The 15,849-nt window shown below is 70.2% G+C and carries 15 protein-coding genes; 10 read left to right on the plus strand and 5 right to left on the minus strand.

The genetic code is table 11. The features are described from left to right. Positions 1-10 precede the first annotated feature (10 nt). The 3 genes from AC1HIL_RS01960 (at position 11) to AC1HIL_RS01970 (ending at position 4,263) form a co-directional block, all read left to right on the plus strand. Entirely contained in the window at positions 11-1,438 is a 1,428-nt protein-coding gene (locus tag AC1HIL_RS01960; protein WP_479671032.1) for a dipeptidase, read from the plus strand. 139 nt (positions 1,439-1,577) lie between these two features. After that, positions 1,578-3,059, plus strand: a complete 1,482-nt coding sequence (locus AC1HIL_RS01965) for an SEL1-like repeat protein (RefSeq protein WP_057597646.1) — start codon at positions 1,578-1,580, stop codon at positions 3,057-3,059. 22 nt (positions 3,060-3,081) lie between these two features. Continuing rightward, complete coding sequence (locus AC1HIL_RS01970; protein ID WP_479671033.1) at positions 3,082-4,263, plus strand: S41 family peptidase; 1,182 nt, start codon at positions 3,082-3,084, stop codon at positions 4,261-4,263. On the opposite strand, the gene AC1HIL_RS01975 is transcribed toward AC1HIL_RS01970, so the two are convergent. Further along, complete coding sequence (locus AC1HIL_RS01975) at positions 4,257-5,555, minus strand: DEAD/DEAH box helicase (protein ID WP_082321744.1); 1,299 nt, start codon at positions 5,553-5,555, stop codon at positions 4,257-4,259. The two genes, AC1HIL_RS01970 and AC1HIL_RS01975, sit on opposite strands and share 7 nt — an antisense overlap. A 99-nt stretch (positions 5,556-5,654) precedes the next feature. Between AC1HIL_RS01975 and AC1HIL_RS01980 the strand changes: the two genes are divergently transcribed. From AC1HIL_RS01980 to AC1HIL_RS02000, 5 genes are all read left to right on the plus strand, one after another. Further along, a complete protein-coding gene (locus tag AC1HIL_RS01980; protein WP_057597644.1) occupies positions 5,655-6,041 on the plus strand; it encodes a translation initiation factor Sui1 in 387 nt (128 codons plus the stop codon). After that, positions 6,041-6,277: a DUF3820 family protein gene (locus tag AC1HIL_RS01985; RefSeq protein WP_057597643.1), complete on the plus strand. Its 237-nt coding sequence runs from the start codon at positions 6,041-6,043 to the stop codon at positions 6,275-6,277. Before AC1HIL_RS01980 ends, AC1HIL_RS01985 begins: the two co-directional genes overlap by 1 nt. A 191-nt stretch (positions 6,278-6,468) precedes the next feature. Continuing rightward, positions 6,469-6,909: an RNA recognition motif domain-containing protein gene (locus AC1HIL_RS01990; RefSeq protein ID WP_261218032.1), complete on the plus strand. Its 441-nt coding sequence runs from the start codon at positions 6,469-6,471 to the stop codon at positions 6,907-6,909. Positions 6,910-7,117: 208 nt separating this feature from the next. Next, on the plus strand, positions 7,118-7,606 hold the full coding sequence (locus tag AC1HIL_RS01995; RefSeq protein ID WP_057597256.1) for a tripartite tricarboxylate transporter TctB family protein: 489 nt from the start codon (positions 7,118-7,120) through the stop codon (positions 7,604-7,606). Positions 7,607-7,619: 13 nt separating this feature from the next. Continuing rightward, on the plus strand, positions 7,620-9,131 hold the full coding sequence (locus AC1HIL_RS02000; protein WP_057597257.1) for a tripartite tricarboxylate transporter permease: 1,512 nt from the start codon (positions 7,620-7,622) through the stop codon (positions 9,129-9,131). A gap of 56 nt (positions 9,132-9,187) precedes the next feature. On the opposite strand, the gene AC1HIL_RS02005 is transcribed toward AC1HIL_RS02000, so the two are convergent. Then, positions 9,188-9,946: a sulfite exporter TauE/SafE family protein gene (locus AC1HIL_RS02005; RefSeq protein ID WP_057597258.1), complete on the minus strand. Its 759-nt coding sequence runs from the start codon at positions 9,944-9,946 to the stop codon at positions 9,188-9,190. 417 nt (positions 9,947-10,363) lie between these two features. Here AC1HIL_RS02005 and AC1HIL_RS02010 point away from each other — a divergent pair, with 417 nt between their 5' ends. Both AC1HIL_RS02010 and AC1HIL_RS02015 read left to right on the plus strand, forming a co-directional pair. Then, positions 10,364-11,599, plus strand: coding sequence for an ammonium transporter (locus AC1HIL_RS02010; protein ID WP_057597259.1), 1,236 nt, complete (start codon positions 10,364-10,366; stop codon positions 11,597-11,599). Between the two features lie 6 nt (positions 11,600-11,605). Then, entirely contained in the window at positions 11,606-11,920 is a 315-nt protein-coding gene (locus AC1HIL_RS02015; protein ID WP_203203224.1) for a hypothetical protein, read from the plus strand. Here AC1HIL_RS02015 and AC1HIL_RS02020 read toward each other — a convergent pair. From AC1HIL_RS02020 to AC1HIL_RS02030, 3 genes are read right to left on the minus strand one after another with little or no spacing between them, the layout of a single operon-like run. Further along, the gene (locus tag AC1HIL_RS02020; RefSeq protein ID WP_479671034.1) at positions 11,917-13,596 is read right to left on the minus strand and encodes a thiamine pyrophosphate-binding protein; all 1,680 of its coding nucleotides are present in this window, start codon (positions 13,594-13,596) and stop codon (positions 11,917-11,919) included. The genes AC1HIL_RS02015 and AC1HIL_RS02020 overlap by 4 nt on opposite strands. Before the next feature lie 43 nt (positions 13,597-13,639). Further along, the gene (locus AC1HIL_RS02025) at positions 13,640-14,875 is read right to left on the minus strand and encodes a pyridoxal phosphate-dependent aminotransferase (RefSeq protein WP_261210064.1); all 1,236 of its coding nucleotides are present in this window, start codon (positions 14,873-14,875) and stop codon (positions 13,640-13,642) included. Then, the gene (locus AC1HIL_RS02030; protein WP_057597263.1) at positions 14,872-15,789 is read right to left on the minus strand and encodes an amino acid ABC transporter substrate-binding protein; all 918 of its coding nucleotides are present in this window, start codon (positions 15,787-15,789) and stop codon (positions 14,872-14,874) included. Before AC1HIL_RS02030 ends, AC1HIL_RS02025 begins: the two co-directional genes overlap by 4 nt. Positions 15,790-15,849 lie beyond the last annotated feature (60 nt).

The raw sequence follows: 15,849 nt of genomic DNA on the forward strand, positions 1-15,849 counted from the left end.
GAACACCACCATGCATTCCACAGACACCCCTTCCGCGGACGCCGGCACGCAGGCCGTCATCGACCACCTCGCGGCGCGCCAGCAGCCGATCGTGGCCTGGCTCGAGGACTTCCTGCGCATTCCCAGCGTGAGTGCCGACCCGGCCTTCGCGCCCGGCATGGACACGGCGCGCCGCTTCCTGCTCGAGCGGCTGCGCGCCATCGGCCTGCACGAGGTGCAGCTGCTCGACGGCGGCGGCGAGCCCGCGGTCTACGGCGAATGGAACGGCGCGCCCGGCCGGCCCACCGTGATGGTCTATGGTCACTACGACGTGCAGCCCGCCGACCCGCTCGCGCTGTGGCGCACGCCGCCGTTCGAGCCGGCCACGGTCGACGGCCGGCTCTATGCGCGCGGCAGTTCCGACGTGAAGGGCTCGACCACCATCGCGCTCGAAACCATCGCCGCCTTCCTCGCGGTGCGCGGCGGCTGCCCGGTCAACATCAAGGTCTTCCTCGAGGGCGAGGAGGAGACCGGCAGCCCCTCGCTGCGCCGCCTGGTCGAGCGCCATCGCGCGCTGCTGCGGGCCGACGCGGTGCTGTCGGCCGACGGCGGCCGCGCGAGCGCCGAGGTGCCGACGATCAACACCGGCGCGCGCGGCAATGCGCAGCTCGAGGTGCGCCTGCGCAGCGCGCACAAGGACCTGCACTCGGGCCGCTACGGCGGCGGCGTGCGCAATGCGCTGCACGAGATGGCGCGGCTCATCGCCTCGCTGCACCATGCCGACGGCGGCGTGGCGGTCGAGGGCTTCCATGCCGGCGCGCAGCCGCCGACGCCGCAACAGCGCGCCGACACGGCGGCCTTTCCCTACGACGAGGCCGCCTTCTTCGCGGACGTGGGCGGCAGCGACCACGGCGAGCCCGGCTACAGCGCGCGCGAGCGCATCACGCTGCGCCCCGCGCTCGACGTCAACGGCCTGTGGGGCGGCTACACCGGCGAGGGCGGCAAGACCATCGTGCCCTGCGAGGCCGGCGCCAAGCTGACCGCGCGCGTGGTCGCGGGCCAGGATCCGGGCGCCGTCATCCGCGCCGTGCTGCGCCACCTGCAGGCGCACTGCCCGCCGGGCTGCACGCTCGAGACCGTCGCGCTGCACGAGGGCTCGCCGGCCTCCACCCTCGCGCCCGCGCATCCGCTGGTACGCGCGGCCGAGGCCGTGCTCGAGCGCGAGAGCGGCCGGCGGCCGATCCACGTGCGGCTGGGCGCAAGCGTGCCGGTCACCGCGCTGTTCAAGGAGAAGCTGGGCATCGACACGCTGATGTTCGGCTTCAACCTGCCCGACGAGGACGTGCACGCGCCGAACGAGTTCTTCCGGCTGGCGTCGATCCAGCAGGGCGCGCGCGCGTGGACGCTGCTGCTGGCGGAACTGGCGTCGTACCCGCCGGAGCAGTTCCACGGGCACTGAGCGCGAGGCTCGGCATTCCGCCGGCGGCTTGCCCGCGCGGTGAGCGGCACGGCACCCGCGGCCCCGTTCGAACGCATCGTGATGGCGGCTACCATCGCGCAGCGTCTGCCCGACCCGCCGTCTCCGCCCCTCCTTGCCCATGAAGCTGCTTGCCGCCCGCGTCTGCGCATTCGTCCTCGGAGCCGCCGCGTCCCTCGGCGTCGCCGCCGCCGATCTCGATGCCGGCGTGCGCGCCTACCGGGCCCGGGACTTCGATGCCGCCATGGCCCAACTGCAGCCGCTGGCCGAACTCGGCGACCCGGATGCGGCCTTCTACCTGGGCAGCATCCATGCCCGCGACGACAGCCGCCATCAGGACGACTACATGGCCTACAAGCTGCTGTCGCGCGCGGCACGCGCCGGCCGGGTCGATGCCAGCGACGCACTGATCCTGATGCGCGCCAAGGGCAAGGTCAGCCTCGTGTTCGAAGGCTATGCGCTACGCCCCGAGGACAAGGCCGGGCTGGAGCCGCTTCGGCAGGCCGCGCTCGAAGGTCGCTTCGACACGCTCGGCACGGAGAACCTGACGCGGCTCGCGGTCGCCTACTGCGAGCACATGGGATTGGCCGAGGGAAGCGGTCCCCAAAGAACCGTCGATCGCAACGAGAACGTGCACGACTGGCTGCTGCGGGCGGCGGAGGCCGGGGAGCCGCGTGCGCAGTTCCTGCTCGGCATGCTGTATGCCGGTGGCCAGCCTTGCCATGGCGTGTCGGTGAAGATCGATCGTGCCCTCGGCCTGTCGTGGTGGCGCAAGGCTGCCGCCCAAGGCCTGCTGCAGGCTCAGCGAACGATCGCCGCCTTCGTCGTGCGCGCACGGGATGGCATCCCGGCCGACCCGAAGGAAGGCATGGAATGGCTGCGCCAGGCGGCGGCTCGCGACGACGCGCCCGCCATGGCGTGGCTGGGCATCTATCACGACAAGGGCTACGGAGTGCCCAGGGATGCGGCGCAAGCCATGCGCTGGTTCCGCAAGGCGGCCGATCTCGACGACGTCACCGCGCTCGACAACCTGGGCGACATGCTGTCGGCGGGCCAGGATGTCCCGGCGGATCCGGTCGAGGCGCATGCCCTGTACCGACGCGCCGCGGACCTGGGGGACCCTTATGCGCAGCGCCGTCTGGCCGAGATCTACACCCAGGGCGCCGGCGTGGAAAAGAACGCGGAACGCGCGCTGCAGTGGCGCATCGCCTCCGCGCGCGGCGGCGACCCGGTGTCGCAGACGATCCTGGGCCAGATGTACCTGTTCGGACGCGATGCGCCGCGCGATCCCAAGGCGGCACTGGACTGGCTGCGCGAAGGAGCGAGCCGCGGCCAGCCGCAAGGCCTGCTTCTGCTGGGCAGCGTGCTGGAGACGGCGCCGGGCGGCCTGGCGAAAGCCTGGGCCCTCTACACGCTGTCGGACCGCGCGGGCGAGCCCCGGGCAGCCCCGCGGCGAAACACCATCCAGGCCCGGATGTCGGCCGACGAACTGGCGCGCGGCAAGCGCCTGGCGGCCGACTGGCGCCTGGACGCACGCCAGCCTGGCGACTGGAATTGGCGGGCTCTCTCCCTCACGGCGACATCGCCGGAGGACAGTTTCTAGACCTCGACAGCGACCCCGCTTCATGGACCTCCGACCGCACTGCATCGCCGCGCTGGCCGCCGCCCTGCTTCCCATCGCCACCCTCGCTCAAGACCGGCCCGCGCGAGAGCCGTTGCCACGGGACGACCTGCAATCGCTGGCGGCCACCTACCAGCTGCTGCGCGATTCCTACGTGAGGCCGCTCTCCGGCGAGGAGATCCTGCAGGCGGCCTTGCGCGGCATGGTCCGCGAGATCGACCCGGAGGGCGGGCAATTCCTGATGAAAGAGGACCTGGCCGACATGTCGCCACCGCCGAACTACACGGGCGGCGCGGTGGGCCTGGAGATGATCAACCGCAACGGCGAGGTCGCGGTGATCTCGCCCATCGCGGACAGCCCGGCGGAGAAAGCCGGCATCCGCCCCAATGACGTGCTCAGCGCGATCGACGGCACGCCCATCAAGGGCAATCTCAGCCTGGCGTTCAAGATGCTGCGCGGCCCGCTCGGCAGCAGCGTGACGCTCACGATGCGCCGCCCGGGATCGAACACGCCCAGGGATTTCAAGGTCGAGCGGCAGAACGTGCAGGGGGCGGTCGTGCGCCTGTCGATGGCATCGCCGGACATCGCGGTGCTGCGCATCGCCGAGTTCAGGGAAAACACGCTGAACCTGGCGGCCCGGGAGCTCGACGCGCAGTGGCGCAAGCGACCGTTCAAGGGGCTGGTGCTCGACCTGCGGCGCAATCCGGGCGGGCTTTTCGATGTGGCCGTCGGCGTCTCCTCGCTGTTCCTGCCGGCCAGGAGCAAGGTGGTGGAAACGCAGGGCCAGCGCACCGAAGCGAATGCAGTCTATTTCGCCGAACCCGCGTACTACACGCGCGGCGGCGCAGATCCGTTCGCCGGGGTCGCCCGGGAGGTCCGCGAGCTTCCGATGGCCGTGCTTGTGGACGAGGGCACGGCCTCGGGCGCGGAGATCGTGACCGCGGCCCTGCGCGATCACAAGCGGGCGCGCATCGTGGGCCGCAGGACCTTCGGCCGCACGAGCATCCAGACCGTGACACCGCTGGGTGTCGACCGTGCGGTGCGCTTCACCTCCGCCTACTGGTTTCCACCCTCGAACGAAAAGCTCGAAAAGACCGGCATCACGCCGGACCGGGTGGTGGAAGCGGTCGATTTCCAGCGCGAGATCGAGGAGGCTGTCGCCGAGCTTCGCGCAAGGCTTCAGTGATCCTTCCCGGGTGACGGCGAAGCCTTTGCCGCTTCCGCGGCCTGCGCCGCGCGCAGCTTGTCCTTCTTGCTCGGCCGCTTGCCCTTGATGCCGCCCGTGCCGCTGGTGTCGACCAGGGGCGGCGCGACCTCGGTGGGCTCGAAGCCCTCGATGCGCTCGCGCGGCACGCGCCGGTCCTGGCGCTTCTCGATCAGGCGGAAGTGCGCCTCGGAAGCCGGCGTCACGAAGCTGATCGCGAGGCCGCTCTCGCCCGCGCGGCCGGTGCGGCCGATGCGGTGCACGTAGTCGGTGGGCGAGCGCGGCAGGTCGTAGTTGACGACCACCGGCAGCCGCGCGATGTCGAGGCCGCGCGCGGCCAGGTCGGTGGCCACCACCACGTCCCAGCGGCTCTGCTTGAACTGGTCGAGGATGTCGGTGCGCGCGCCCTGCGAGATGTCGCCGTGGAAGGGCACGGCATAGATGCCGTGGCGGTAGAGCTTCTCGGCCACGGTCTGCGCGGCATGCTGGGTGGCAACGAAGACCAGCACGCGGCCCCAGGCCTCGCCGTGCTGCTCGAGCAGGTGGCGCAAAAGCTGGGTGCGGCGGGTGCTGTCGACCTCGATCGCGCGCTGCACGATGTCGGGCGCGGTGCCGGGCTCGCCCTGCACGTCGATCGTTTCGGGGTCGCGCAGCATGCGGTCGGCCAGCGCCTGGATCGCCTGCGGGAAGGTGGCCGAGAACAGCAGGTTCTGCCGCTTCGCCGGCAGCTGCGCGAGGATGCGGCCCAGTTCCTCGGCGAAGCCCAGGTCGAACAGGCGGTCGGCCTCGTCGAGCACCAGCGTGGCGATCGCGTCGAGCCGCAGCGCGTTGTGCTCGACCAGGTCGAGCAGCCGGCCCGGCGTGGCGACGATCAGGTCGGCACCGCCGCGCAGGCCCATGAGCTGCGGATTGATCGACACGCCGCCGAAGACCACCGCGATGCGCAACCGGTCGGGCAGTGCGCGCGCGAGGTCGCGCAGGGTCTCGCCGACCTGGGCCGCGAGCTCGCGCGTGGGCACCAGCACCAACGCGCGAAGCCGGCGCTCACCCCCGGCCGAGTCGGCGGCCAGCCGGTGCAGCAGCGGCAGCGAGAATGCCGCGGTCTTGCCCGAGCCGGTCTGGGCCGAGCCGCGCAGGTCGCGTCCCTGCAGAATCGCGGGAATGGCCGCGGCCTGGATCGCGGTCGGCTCGGCGTAGCCGCGTTCGGCGGCGGCGCGCACGAGCGCCGGGGCCAGCCCCAGCGATGCGAAGGACGGGGTGGGCGCAGCGGTCAAGCGGCGGACTCCCCACGGAAGAAGGCGGGCGGCAGGTGCATCGGAAAGGCTCGTCTGGGCTGGAAGAAAAGAGATCGGGAACGAAGAGAACGCAGGAACATGGCAACCCACAAGGACAACCCGGCGGCCACCCGGCTGGTGTATTCGACCGAGGCCGGCGGCCGCATGTGCCCCGATTGCGGCGAACCGCTGGCGCAATGCCGCTGCAAGGACCTCGCCGAGCAGGCGCGGCTGCGCGCCGCCGATGGCATTGTGCGTGTGTCGCACGAGACTGCGGGCAGAAAAGGCAAGGGCGTGACCGTGGTGAAGGGCGTGGCGCTCGACGCGGCCGCCCTGCTTTCGCTCGGCAAGCAGCTCAAGGCGGCCTGCGGCACCGGCGGCACGGTGAAGGACGGCACGATCGAGATCCAGGGCGACCACCGCGAGCAGGTGATCGCCACGCTCACCAAGCTGGGCCACACGGTCAAGCGCGCGGGAGGTCGCTGATGAAGCCCGAGGACCTCGAGCGCCTGGTCACGCTGGCGATGCCCTTCGGCAAATACAAGGGCACGCTGATCGCCGACCTGCCGGGCAACTACCTGACCTGGTTCGCGCGGGAGGGTTTTCCCCCGGGAGAGATCGGGCGGCTGCTCGCCTTGATGCATGAAATAGACCACAACGGCCTCTCGGGCCTGCTCAAACCGTTGCGAAACCGCCCGTCGGGATCAGAGGTTTCCCGATGAATGTGCAATTAAAAGCTTGATTTCCCGGCCAAACCGGGATAATCGCCGCTACGTGTCAGTGAGCCACCAGGCTCCCGTGCACGTTATCCGGTGATCGGTCAGTTTCGCGCACAGCGCCTTCGTTTGTTGTGATTCTGGGACTCCATCGCTTTTTCTGTTATTTGGTTTTTTTGAGTTGAGGAGTCCCTTTCATGGGCAAGAAACTTTACGTGGGCAATCTCGCCTACTCGATCCGTGACAACGATCTGGAGCAAGCTTTCGGCGCCTACGGTGCCATCGTCAGCGCCAAGGTCATGATGGAACGTGACACCGGCCGCTCCAAGGGCTTCGGCTTCGTGGAAATGGGTACCGACGCCGAGGCGCAAGCCGCGATCGCCGGCCTGAACGGCCAGCCGGTCCAGGGCCGCGCCCTGACCGTGAACGAAGCCCGCCCGATGGAAGCCCGCCCGCCCCGTAGCGGTGGCGGCGGCTACGGTGGTGGTGGCGGCGGTTACGGCGGTGGTGGCGGCGGCGGCGGTTACGGCGGCGGTGGCCGCAGCGGCGGTGGCGGCGGCTACGGCGGCGGTGGCCGCAGCGGTGGCGGCTACGGCGGTGGCGGCAACGACGACGGCTACGGCCGCGGCGGTTACTAAGCCCTCTCACACCATCGAATGGCGGCCCTGCCGCCTTTCGCTGAAAAAAGCTCCTTCGGGAGCTTTTTTCGTTTCCGGATGTCGCTCGGCCGAGACGGCGCGGGCTTACCCGTAGTAAGCGCTACGCATTAGTCCCTACCGGCCGGGTCAGCCAGCGGTCAGGCGCCGGAAACGACCCTCCTCCCTCCAAAACAGAGGGTCGAGAGACATGAAAATCAAGAGCCAGGCCGACTTCTTTTCAGGAGTCATGTTCACGGCCGTGGGCGGCGCCTTCGCCATCGGCGCCACCGCATACAACATAGGCGACGGGGCCCGCATGGGTCCCGGTTACTTCCCGCTCATGCTGGGCATCCTGCTCGCGCTGCTCGGGCTGGGGATCATGTTCCAGGCCATGGTGGTCGAGACCACCGACGGCGATCCGATCGGCAAATGGGCCTGGAAGCCGCTGGCCTACGTGCTGGGCGCCAACCTGGCCTTCGGCGTGCTGCTCGGCGGCCTGCCGAGCATCGGCCTGCCGGCGATGGGAATGATCATCGCGATCTACGCGCTCACCATCATCTCGAGCCTCGCGGGCGAACACTTCAACCTGCGCGACGTGCTGGTGCTCGCCACCATCCTCGCGGCGGGCAGCTACGTGGCCTTCATCTGGGCGCTCAAGCTCCAGATCCAGGTCTGGCCCACCTTCATCGCAGGCTGAGGAGCACACCACCATGGAACTGTTCCAGAACCTCGCGACCGGCTTCGGCGTCGCCTTCACCTTCACCAACCTGCTGTACTGCCTGATCGGCTGCATCCTGGGCACGCTGATCGGCGTGCTGCCGGGCATCGGACCGGTCGCCACGATCGCGATGCTGCTGCCCGCGACCTACGCGCTGCCGCCCGTCTCGGCCCTGATCATGCTGGCCGGCATCTACTACGGCGCGCAGTACGGCGGCTCGACCACCGCCATCCTGGTCAACCTGCCGGGCGAATCGTCCTCGGTGGTCACCTGCATCGACGGCTACCAGATGGCCAGGCAGGGCCGCGCGGGCCCGGCGCTCGCGGCCGCGGGCCTGGGCTCGTTCTTCGCGGGCTGCGTCGGCACGCTGATCCTGGCCGCCTTCGCGCCGCCGCTGACCGAGCTGGCCTTCAAGTTCGGCCCGGCCGAGTACTTCTCGCTGATGGTGCTGGGCCTGATCGGCGCCGTGGTGCTGGCCTCGGGCTCGCTGCTCAAGGCGGTGGCGATGATCGTGCTGGGCCTGCTGCTGGGCATCGTCGGCACCGACGTGAACTCGGGCGTGGCGCGCTTCAGCTTCGACATTCCCGAACTGACCGACGGCATCGGCTTCGTGGTGATCGCCATGGGCGTGTTCGGCTACGGCGAGATCATCGGCAACCTCTCGCAGCCCGACGACGAGCGCGAGGTCTTCACGCACAAGGTCAAGGGCCTGTGGCCCACCAAGGACGACTTCAAGCGCATGACGCCCGCGGTGCTGCGCGGCACGGCCCTCGGTTCGGCCCTGGGCATCCTGCCCGGCGGCGGTGCGCTGCTGGCGGCCTTCGCGGCCTATGCGCTCGAGAAGAAGATCAAGATGCGCCCGGGCGAAGTGCCCTTCGGCAAGGGCAACATCCGCGGCGTGGCCTCGCCCGAGTCGGCCAACAACGCCGGCGCGCAGACCTCCTTCATTCCGCTCTTGACGCTGGGCATCCCGCCCAACGCCGTGATGGCGCTGATGGTGGGCGCGATGACGATCCACAACATCCAGCCGGGCCCGCAGGTGATGACCAGCAACCCCGAGCTCTTCTGGGGCCTGATCGCCTCGATGTGGATCGGCAACGCGATGCTGATCATCCTGAACCTGCCGCTGATCGGCATGTGGATCAAGCTCTTGACGGTGCCCTACAAGTTCCTGTTCCCGGCGATCGTGCTGTTCTGCGCCATCGGCGTGTACTCGACCAACAACAACACCTTCGACGTCTGGATGGTCGCGATCTTCGGCTTCGTGGGCTACCTGTTCCTCAAGCTGCGCACCGAGCCGGCCCCGCTGCTGCTGGGCTTCATCCTCGGCCCGATGATGGAAGAGAACCTGCGGCGCGCGCTGCTGCTGTCGCGCGGCGCCTGGAGCGTGTTCGTCACGCGGCCGCTGTCGGCGGGCCTGCTGGTGGCCGCGGCGCTGCTGCTGGGCATCGTGCTGCTGCCGGCCGTGAAATCGAAGCGCGAGGAAGCCTTCGTCGAGGATTGAGCGCCACCGCGCCGTTCGACTGAGCAAAGGCCCCGGTGTTCGCCCCGGGGCCTTTTCTATTTGAGGAAGGCGTCGTACGCGGTCTTGAGGATCAGCGCGCTCACCACGACCATGAACACGATCCGCACGAAGCCCGCGCCGTGCCTGAGCGCCACGCGCGTGCCGATCAGGCTGCCGGCCACGTTGGCGACCGCCATCGCCAGCCCGTAGTGCCACCAGACATGGCCCTTGAGCGCGAGCAGCAGCAGCGCCGCGCCGTTGGTGAGCACGTTGATGACCTTGGCCGAGGCCGAGGCGTTGAGGAAGTCGTAGCCCATCCAGCGCACGAACAGGAACACCAGGAAGCTGCCCGTGCCGGGGCCGAAGAAGCCGTCGTAGACGCCGATGCCCAGGCCGATGCTGCAGGCCGCGAGCGTCTCGGCGCGGCCGGTGAAGCGCGGCGCGTGGTGACGCCCCATGTCCTTGCGCGCGAGCGTGTAGAGCAGCACCGCCAGCAGGATGGCCGGCAGCGCGCGGCGCAGGAAGTCGCCCGGGAACTGGGTGACGCCCCAGGCGCCGGCCAGCGCGCCGCAGAAACCGGCCAGCGCGGCCGGCCACAGCGCGCCCCAGCGCATCTGCACACGCTGGCTGAACTGCGCCGCCGAAGCGGCCGTGCCCCAGATCGACGCGCTCTTGTTGGTGCCCAGCAACGTGGCCGGCGGTGCCCCGGGGAAGGCGGCGAACAGCGCCGGCACCAGGATCAGTCCACCACCGCCCACGATCGCATCCACGAACCCCGCGAGCAGCGAGGCCGCGGTCATCAGCCACATTTCCATGGCTGCGATTGTCGCACTGGAATCACTATCAAAAGAGTAGCAACCAATGGCGACGCAGCCGACTCTCCGGCTGCTTTTCAAGGCAAGAAATCGGGACGCCGATGCGAAAGCGACAGGCAAAAAAAAGCGCCGACCAGCGGCGCTTCTGAATTTTTCAACCCGGCTCTCGGATGTAGCCTTTTGGATGATTGTTCTTGTCGATCGGGAATTTGTCTCCTCGGCCCTCGGCAGCACGAGCAGGGCCCGTTCGCGAGTGGCTGGACTTTAGGGGGTGCACCGCCGCAGTGCATTGGGAATTACCCGCTTTGCCTTACTTTCGCGCACGGCGTAGCAAACCAAAGTGTTTCACGCAGTTAACGATGTGGCACGACTTGTGCACAGAGCCCGGGACCACCACTCCAAGAAGAGACCGCCCCCATGGCCCTGGTACCGCAAGCCTCCATCAGCGCCGCGGACACCGCGTGGATGATGACCTCCACGGTGCTGGTGCTGCTGATGACGCTGCCGGGCATCGCGCTCTTCTATGCCGGCATGGTGCGGCGCAAGAACGTGCTCGCCACCATGGCCTGCGTGGTCGCCATCGCCGCGGTGGTGTCGCTGACCTGGTTCGCGCTCGGCTATTCGCTGGCCTTCACGCCCGGCTGGCCCTGGCTCGGCGGCACCGGGCGCTTCTGGTTCGCGGGCTTCGACTACCTGAAGGACGCCGGCACGCTGGCCGTGAGCCACGTGGCGCCCAACGTGCCCGAAACGGTCTACGCGATGTTCCAGCTGAGCTTCGCGATCATCACCACCGCGCTGGTGCTCGGCGCCTTCGTCGAGCGCATGCGCTTCTCGGCGGTGCTGTGGTTCGCGCTGCTGTGGAGCGTGCTGGTCTACGCACCGATCGCGCACTGGGTCTGGGAGCCCGGCGGCTGGCTCGCGCAGATGGGCGCGCTCGACTTCGCGGGCGGCTCGGTGGTGCACGTCAATGCGGGCGTGGCGGGACTGGTCTGCGCCTATGCGCTGGGCCCGCGCCGCGGCTACGGCCGCGAGCCCTTCGAGCCCTACAACCTGGCCTTCACCATGGCCGGCGCCAGCCTGTTGTGGGTGGGCTGGTTCGGCTTCAATGCGGGCTCGGCGGTGGCGGCCGACGGGCGCGCGGGCCTCGCGATGCTGGTCACGCACGTGGCGGCCGCCGCGGGTGCCGCGAGCTGGATGATCGCCGAGTGGACGGTGCGCCGCAGCCCCTCGCTGCTGGGCCTGTGCTCGGGCCTGGTCGCGGGGCTGGTGGCGATCACGCCGGCCGCGGGCTTCGTCACGCCGCCCTCGGCGCTGGCCATCGGCGCCATCGCCGGCCTGGCCTGCTACTGGGGCGCCACCGGCCTCAAGCGCCTGCTGGGCGCGGACGATTCGCTCGACGTGTTCGGCGTGCACGGCATCGGCGGCATCGTGGGCGCGCTGCTCACGGGCGTGTTCGCCGACAAGGCCATCTCGGGCGCCAGCGGCAACGTGCTGACGCAGGCGATCGCGGTCGGCGGCGTGGCGGTCTACAGCGCGGCCGGCACCGCGATCGTGCTGTTCCTGGTGCGCGTGCTGGTGGGGCTGCGCGTCGATCCCGACAGCGAGGTGCAGGGGCTCGACCTGGCCCAGCACCGCGAACACATCGGAGGCTGAACCGCGATGGATGGCCACGTCATGTCCGAGAGCGAGCGCATCGCGCTCGCGGCGCGCCTGCACGTGGCCCTGCGCCGCAAGCACGGCCGCGTGACCGACACCGAGTGGATGGCCGTCAATGCCGAGTACGCCACCGAGATGGTGCGCTTCGCGCGCGCGCATGCGGCCGAGACCCACGACGACGAGCTCGCGGCCATCGCGCTGCGGCTCGAACAGGCGATGGAGCCGCTGGCGCGCGCCGCGCGGCTCGAGGCCGCGGCGCGGCTGCCCGACGGCAGCGGGCGGCAGCCGCCGCCCAAATACATCGGCGGCCTGCGCTAGGCGTTCTTCGCAAGCGCCGTGTCGCGGATCGCCTGCAGCGTGGCCGACGGCGTGATCGCCTCCGGATCGAGCACGCAGTGCAGGATCGCGGGCTTGCCGCTGGCCCGCGCGCGCGCCAGCGCGGGGCCGAACTCGGCGGTGCTCGTCACGCGCTCGCCGTGGCCGCCGAACACCTCGGCATAGCCGCGGAAGTCGGGGTTCTTCAGCTGCGTGGCGCTGACGCGGCCCGGGTAGTGGCGTTCCTGGTGCATGCGGATGGTGCCGTACATGGCGTTGTCGAGCAGCACCACGAGGATCGGCAGCCCGTACTGCACCGCGGTCGCGAACTCCTGGCCGTGCATCAGGAAGTCGCCGTCGCCCGCGAACACCACCACCTCGCGCTGCGGCCACAGCCGCTTCGCGCCGACCCCGGCCGGCAGGCCGTAGCCCATCGAGCCGCTGGTGGGCGCGAGCTGGCTCGCGAAGGCGCGGAACGGCCAGAAGCGGTGCACCCAGGTCGCGAAGTTGCCCGCGCCGTTGCAGAAGATGGTGTCGTGCGGCAGCACCTCGCGCAGGTGCTGCATCACCTCGCCCATCTGCAGCGGACCCGGCACGCGGATCGGCGCGGGATCGCTCCAGCGCAGGAACTCCTCGCGCGCTTCGGCCGTGCGCGACTTCCAGGCCGGCGCCCGCGCCGGCTTCAGCGCGGCCACCGCCTCGGCGAAGGCGCGCGGCGTGGCATGGATGCCCAGCGCGGGCCGGTAGAGCCTGCCGAGTTCGTCGGCATCGGCATGCACGTGCACCAGCGCCTGCGCGGGCTGCGGAATGGCCAGCAGCTCGTAGCCCTGCGACGGCACCTCCGACAGCCGGCCGCCGACCAGCAGCACCAGGTCGGCCTCGCGGATGCGCTGCAGCATGCGCGGGTTGGCGCCCAGCCCCAGGTCGCCCGCGTAGCAGGGATGCTCGGCCGACAGCAGCATCTGGCGCCGGAACGAGCAGTACACGGGCAGCGAGAAGGCCTCGGCGAACTGCGCGAACTGCCGCGCGGCCTCGGCCGACCAGCGGCTGCCGCCGAGCACCACCACCGGCCGCTCGGCCTGCGCGAGGCGCTGCTGCAGCTCGGCGATCTGCGCCGCGCCCGGATGGGTTTCGGTCACGGCGTAGGGCAGCGCATCGGCCACCGCGGCGGCCTCGGTCAGCATGTCCTCGGGCAGCGCGATCACCACCGGGCCCGGCCGGCCCGAGGTCGCCACGTGGAAGGCGCGCGACACCAGTTCGGGCACGCGCGCGGGGTCGTCGATCTGCACCACCCACTTGGCCATGGTGCCGAACACCGCGCCGTAGTCGAGCTCCTGGAAGGCCTCGCGTCCCAGCGCCTCGCGCGCCACCTGGCCCACGAACAGCAGCAGCGGCGTCGAGTCCTGGTGCGCGATGTGCACGCCGGCCGAGGCATTGGTCGCGCCCGGTCCGCGCGTGACGAAGCACACGCCGGGCCGGCCGGTGAGCTTGCCCTGCGCCTCGGCCATCATGGTGGCGCCGCCTTCCTGGCGGCAGACGGTGACGGCGATCGAGGCGTCATGCAGCGCATCGAGCACCGCGAGGAAGCTTTCGCCAGGAACGCAGAACAGCTGCTCGACGCCGTGCAGGACGAGCTGGTCGACCAGGAGCTGGCCGCCGGTGCGGGAGGTGGGGGTCACGAGAGGGCTCCGATGCGAGGGAGAAGAAGAAGGAAGGACGGATTCATTCGAGCGCCGCGCAGGCCGCCGCGATGCGCGCGCAGGCCTCCTCGAGCTGCGCCATCGAGGTCGCGTACGAGATGCGGAAATAGGGCGCGAGCCCGAACACGCTGCCCGGCACCACCGCCACCTCGAAGTCCTCGAGCAGGTAGCGGCAGAAGTCCGCGTCGCTGGCCAGCAGCGCGCCATGGCGCGTGCGCCGGCCCAGCAGGCCCTGGCAGCGCGCGAAGGTATAGAACGCGCCCTCGGGCCGCGGGCAGTGCAGGCCGTCGATGCGGTTCAGCGCGGCCACCACGAAGTCGCGCCGGCGCTGGAAGTCGTCGCGCCGCTCGGCCACGATCTGCTGCGGCCCGGTCAGCGCCTCGATCGCCGCGGCCTGACTCACCGACGAGGGGCACGAGGTGGTCTGGCTCTGCACCACGGCCATCGCCGCGATCAGCGCGCGCGGCCCGGCGCCATAGCCCACGCGCCAGCCGGTCATCGCATAGGCCTTCGACACGCCGTTGATCGTCAGCGTGCGCTCGCGCAACCGCGGCTCCACCGCCGCCGGCGTGGCGAAGGCCAGGCCGTCGTAGAGGATGTGCTCGTAGATGTCGTCGGCCAGCACCCACACGCGCGGATGCCGCAGCAGCACCTCGCACAGCGGCTTCAATTGATCGGCGCCGTAGGCCGCGCCGCTCGGGTTCGAGGGCGAGTTGAGGAACAACCAGCGCGTGCGCGGCGTGATCGCCGCCTCGAGCTGCGCGGCCTCGAGCCGGAAGCCCTGTGCGTCGCCGCAGGGCACGCCGACCGGCACGCCGCCGCAGATGCGCACGATGTCGGCGTACGAGGTCCAGTAGGGCGCGGGCAGGATCACCTCGTCGCCCGGATCGAGGCTGGCCATCAGCGCGTTGAAGATCACCTGCTTGGCGCCCGCGCTCACGCTGATCTCGTCGAGGCCGAAGTCCAGCGCGTTGTCGCGCCTGAACTTGAGCTGCACCGCCGCCTTCATCGCCGGGCTGCCGTCGAGCACCGTGTAGCGCGTGTCGCCGCGCCCGATGGCGCGCACCGCGGCCTCGCGCACGTTGTCGGGCGTGTCGAAGTCGGGCTCGCCCGCGCCCAGCACGATCACCGGGCGGCCCGCGCGTTTGAGCGCATTGGCATGGTCGGTGATGCGCAGGATCTCCGACACGCCGAGCGCGCGCACGCGCTGCGCCGGCACGAAGTCCGAGGAAGAAGAGACGGCGGCAGCGGGACTCACTTGGCGTAGCTCTCCAGCGGCTTGTCGTTGGGCTCGAGCACCAGCTGCTTGAGCATCGCGCTCATCGGCAGGTTCAGGCTGGTGTTCTTCGGCGGGATCGGCGCCACGAACCACTTGGTGTAGAGGCGCTCGAGCTCGCCGCTCTTCATGAGGCGGCGCAGCGCGCCGTCGACCGCGGCCTTGAAGGCCGGGTCGTCCTTGCGGAACAGCAGCGCGATCGGCTCCGAGCCCAGCGGCTCGCCGACGATGCGGTAGGCCGTCGGGTTCTTCGAGTTCGCGATGATCCCGGCCAGCAGGTTGTCGTCGAGCACGAAGGCATCGGCACGGCCGGACTCCATCAGCAGGAAGCTCTCGAGGTGGTCCTTGCCGAGCATGGTGTTGATGCTCACGTTGTTGCTGCGCTCGCGCTTGCGCAGCAGCTGCACCGCCGTCGTACCGGTGGAGGCCGACACGGTGCGGCCCGCGAGCTGGTCGAGCGTGGTGATGCCCGAGTCGACGCGCGTGGCCATGCGCACCTCGCTCACGTAGGTGGTGAGCGCGAAGGCCACCTGCTGCTGGCGCGCGAGGTTGTTGGTGGTGGGGCCGCAGCCGATGTCGAGCGTGCCGTTCTGCACCAGCGGGATGGTGTTCTGCGCCGTGACCGCCATGTACTCGAGCTTCGCGGCCGGCACGATGTCCTTGAGCACGCGCTCGCACAGCTCCACGTGGTAACCCACGTACTTCTCGCCCGCGCCCAGCATGTAGGCCATGGGCGGCGAGGCCTCGCGCACGCCGAGCACCGCCTTGCCGCTGGCGGCGATCTTCTCGAGCGTGCCCGCGGGCGCCGGTTGCTGCGCGCCGGCCGTGGCGGCCAGGGCCAGCAGCAGCGTGGCGGCCGCGGCCTTGAGCGGGTGCAGGGATGGAATGAAGTTCATGTCGTCGTCTCCTCGTCGTTGTGGTGGATGGTCAGGCAAGCGCGCAGGCATCCGCTCCGC

It is taken from the genome of Variovorax sp. ISS6 (assembly GCF_056523145.1).

What these genes read in the sequence shown, in the direction of transcription:
- AC1HIL_RS01960 (WP_479671032.1), top strand. Translation starts at nt 11, where the DNA reads ATGCATTCCACAGACACCCCTTCCGCGGACGCCGGCACGCAGGCCGTC.
- AC1HIL_RS01965 (WP_057597646.1), top strand. Translation starts at nt 1,578, where the DNA reads ATGAAGCTGCTTGCCGCCCGCGTCTGCGCATTCGTCCTCGGAGCCGCC.
- AC1HIL_RS01970 (WP_479671033.1), top strand. Translation starts at nt 3,082, where the DNA reads ATGGACCTCCGACCGCACTGCATCGCCGCGCTGGCCGCCGCCCTGCTT.
- AC1HIL_RS01980 (WP_057597644.1), top strand. Translation starts at nt 5,655, where the DNA reads ATGGCAACCCACAAGGACAACCCGGCGGCCACCCGGCTGGTGTATTCG.
- AC1HIL_RS01985 (WP_057597643.1), top strand. Translation starts at nt 6,041, where the DNA reads ATGAAGCCCGAGGACCTCGAGCGCCTGGTCACGCTGGCGATGCCCTTC.
- AC1HIL_RS01990 (WP_261218032.1), top strand. Translation starts at nt 6,469, where the DNA reads ATGGGCAAGAAACTTTACGTGGGCAATCTCGCCTACTCGATCCGTGAC.
- AC1HIL_RS01995 (WP_057597256.1), top strand. Translation starts at nt 7,118, where the DNA reads ATGAAAATCAAGAGCCAGGCCGACTTCTTTTCAGGAGTCATGTTCACG.
- AC1HIL_RS02000 (WP_057597257.1), top strand. Translation starts at nt 7,620, where the DNA reads ATGGAACTGTTCCAGAACCTCGCGACCGGCTTCGGCGTCGCCTTCACC.
- AC1HIL_RS02005 (WP_057597258.1), bottom strand. Translation starts at nt 9,946, where the DNA reads ATGGAAATGTGGCTGATGACCGCGGCCTCGCTGCTCGCGGGGTTCGTG.
- AC1HIL_RS02010 (WP_057597259.1), top strand. Translation starts at nt 10,364, where the DNA reads ATGGCCCTGGTACCGCAAGCCTCCATCAGCGCCGCGGACACCGCGTGG.
- AC1HIL_RS02015 (WP_203203224.1), top strand. Translation starts at nt 11,606, where the DNA reads ATGGATGGCCACGTCATGTCCGAGAGCGAGCGCATCGCGCTCGCGGCG.
- AC1HIL_RS02030 (WP_057597263.1), bottom strand. Translation starts at nt 15,789, where the DNA reads ATGAACTTCATTCCATCCCTGCACCCGCTCAAGGCCGCGGCCGCCACG.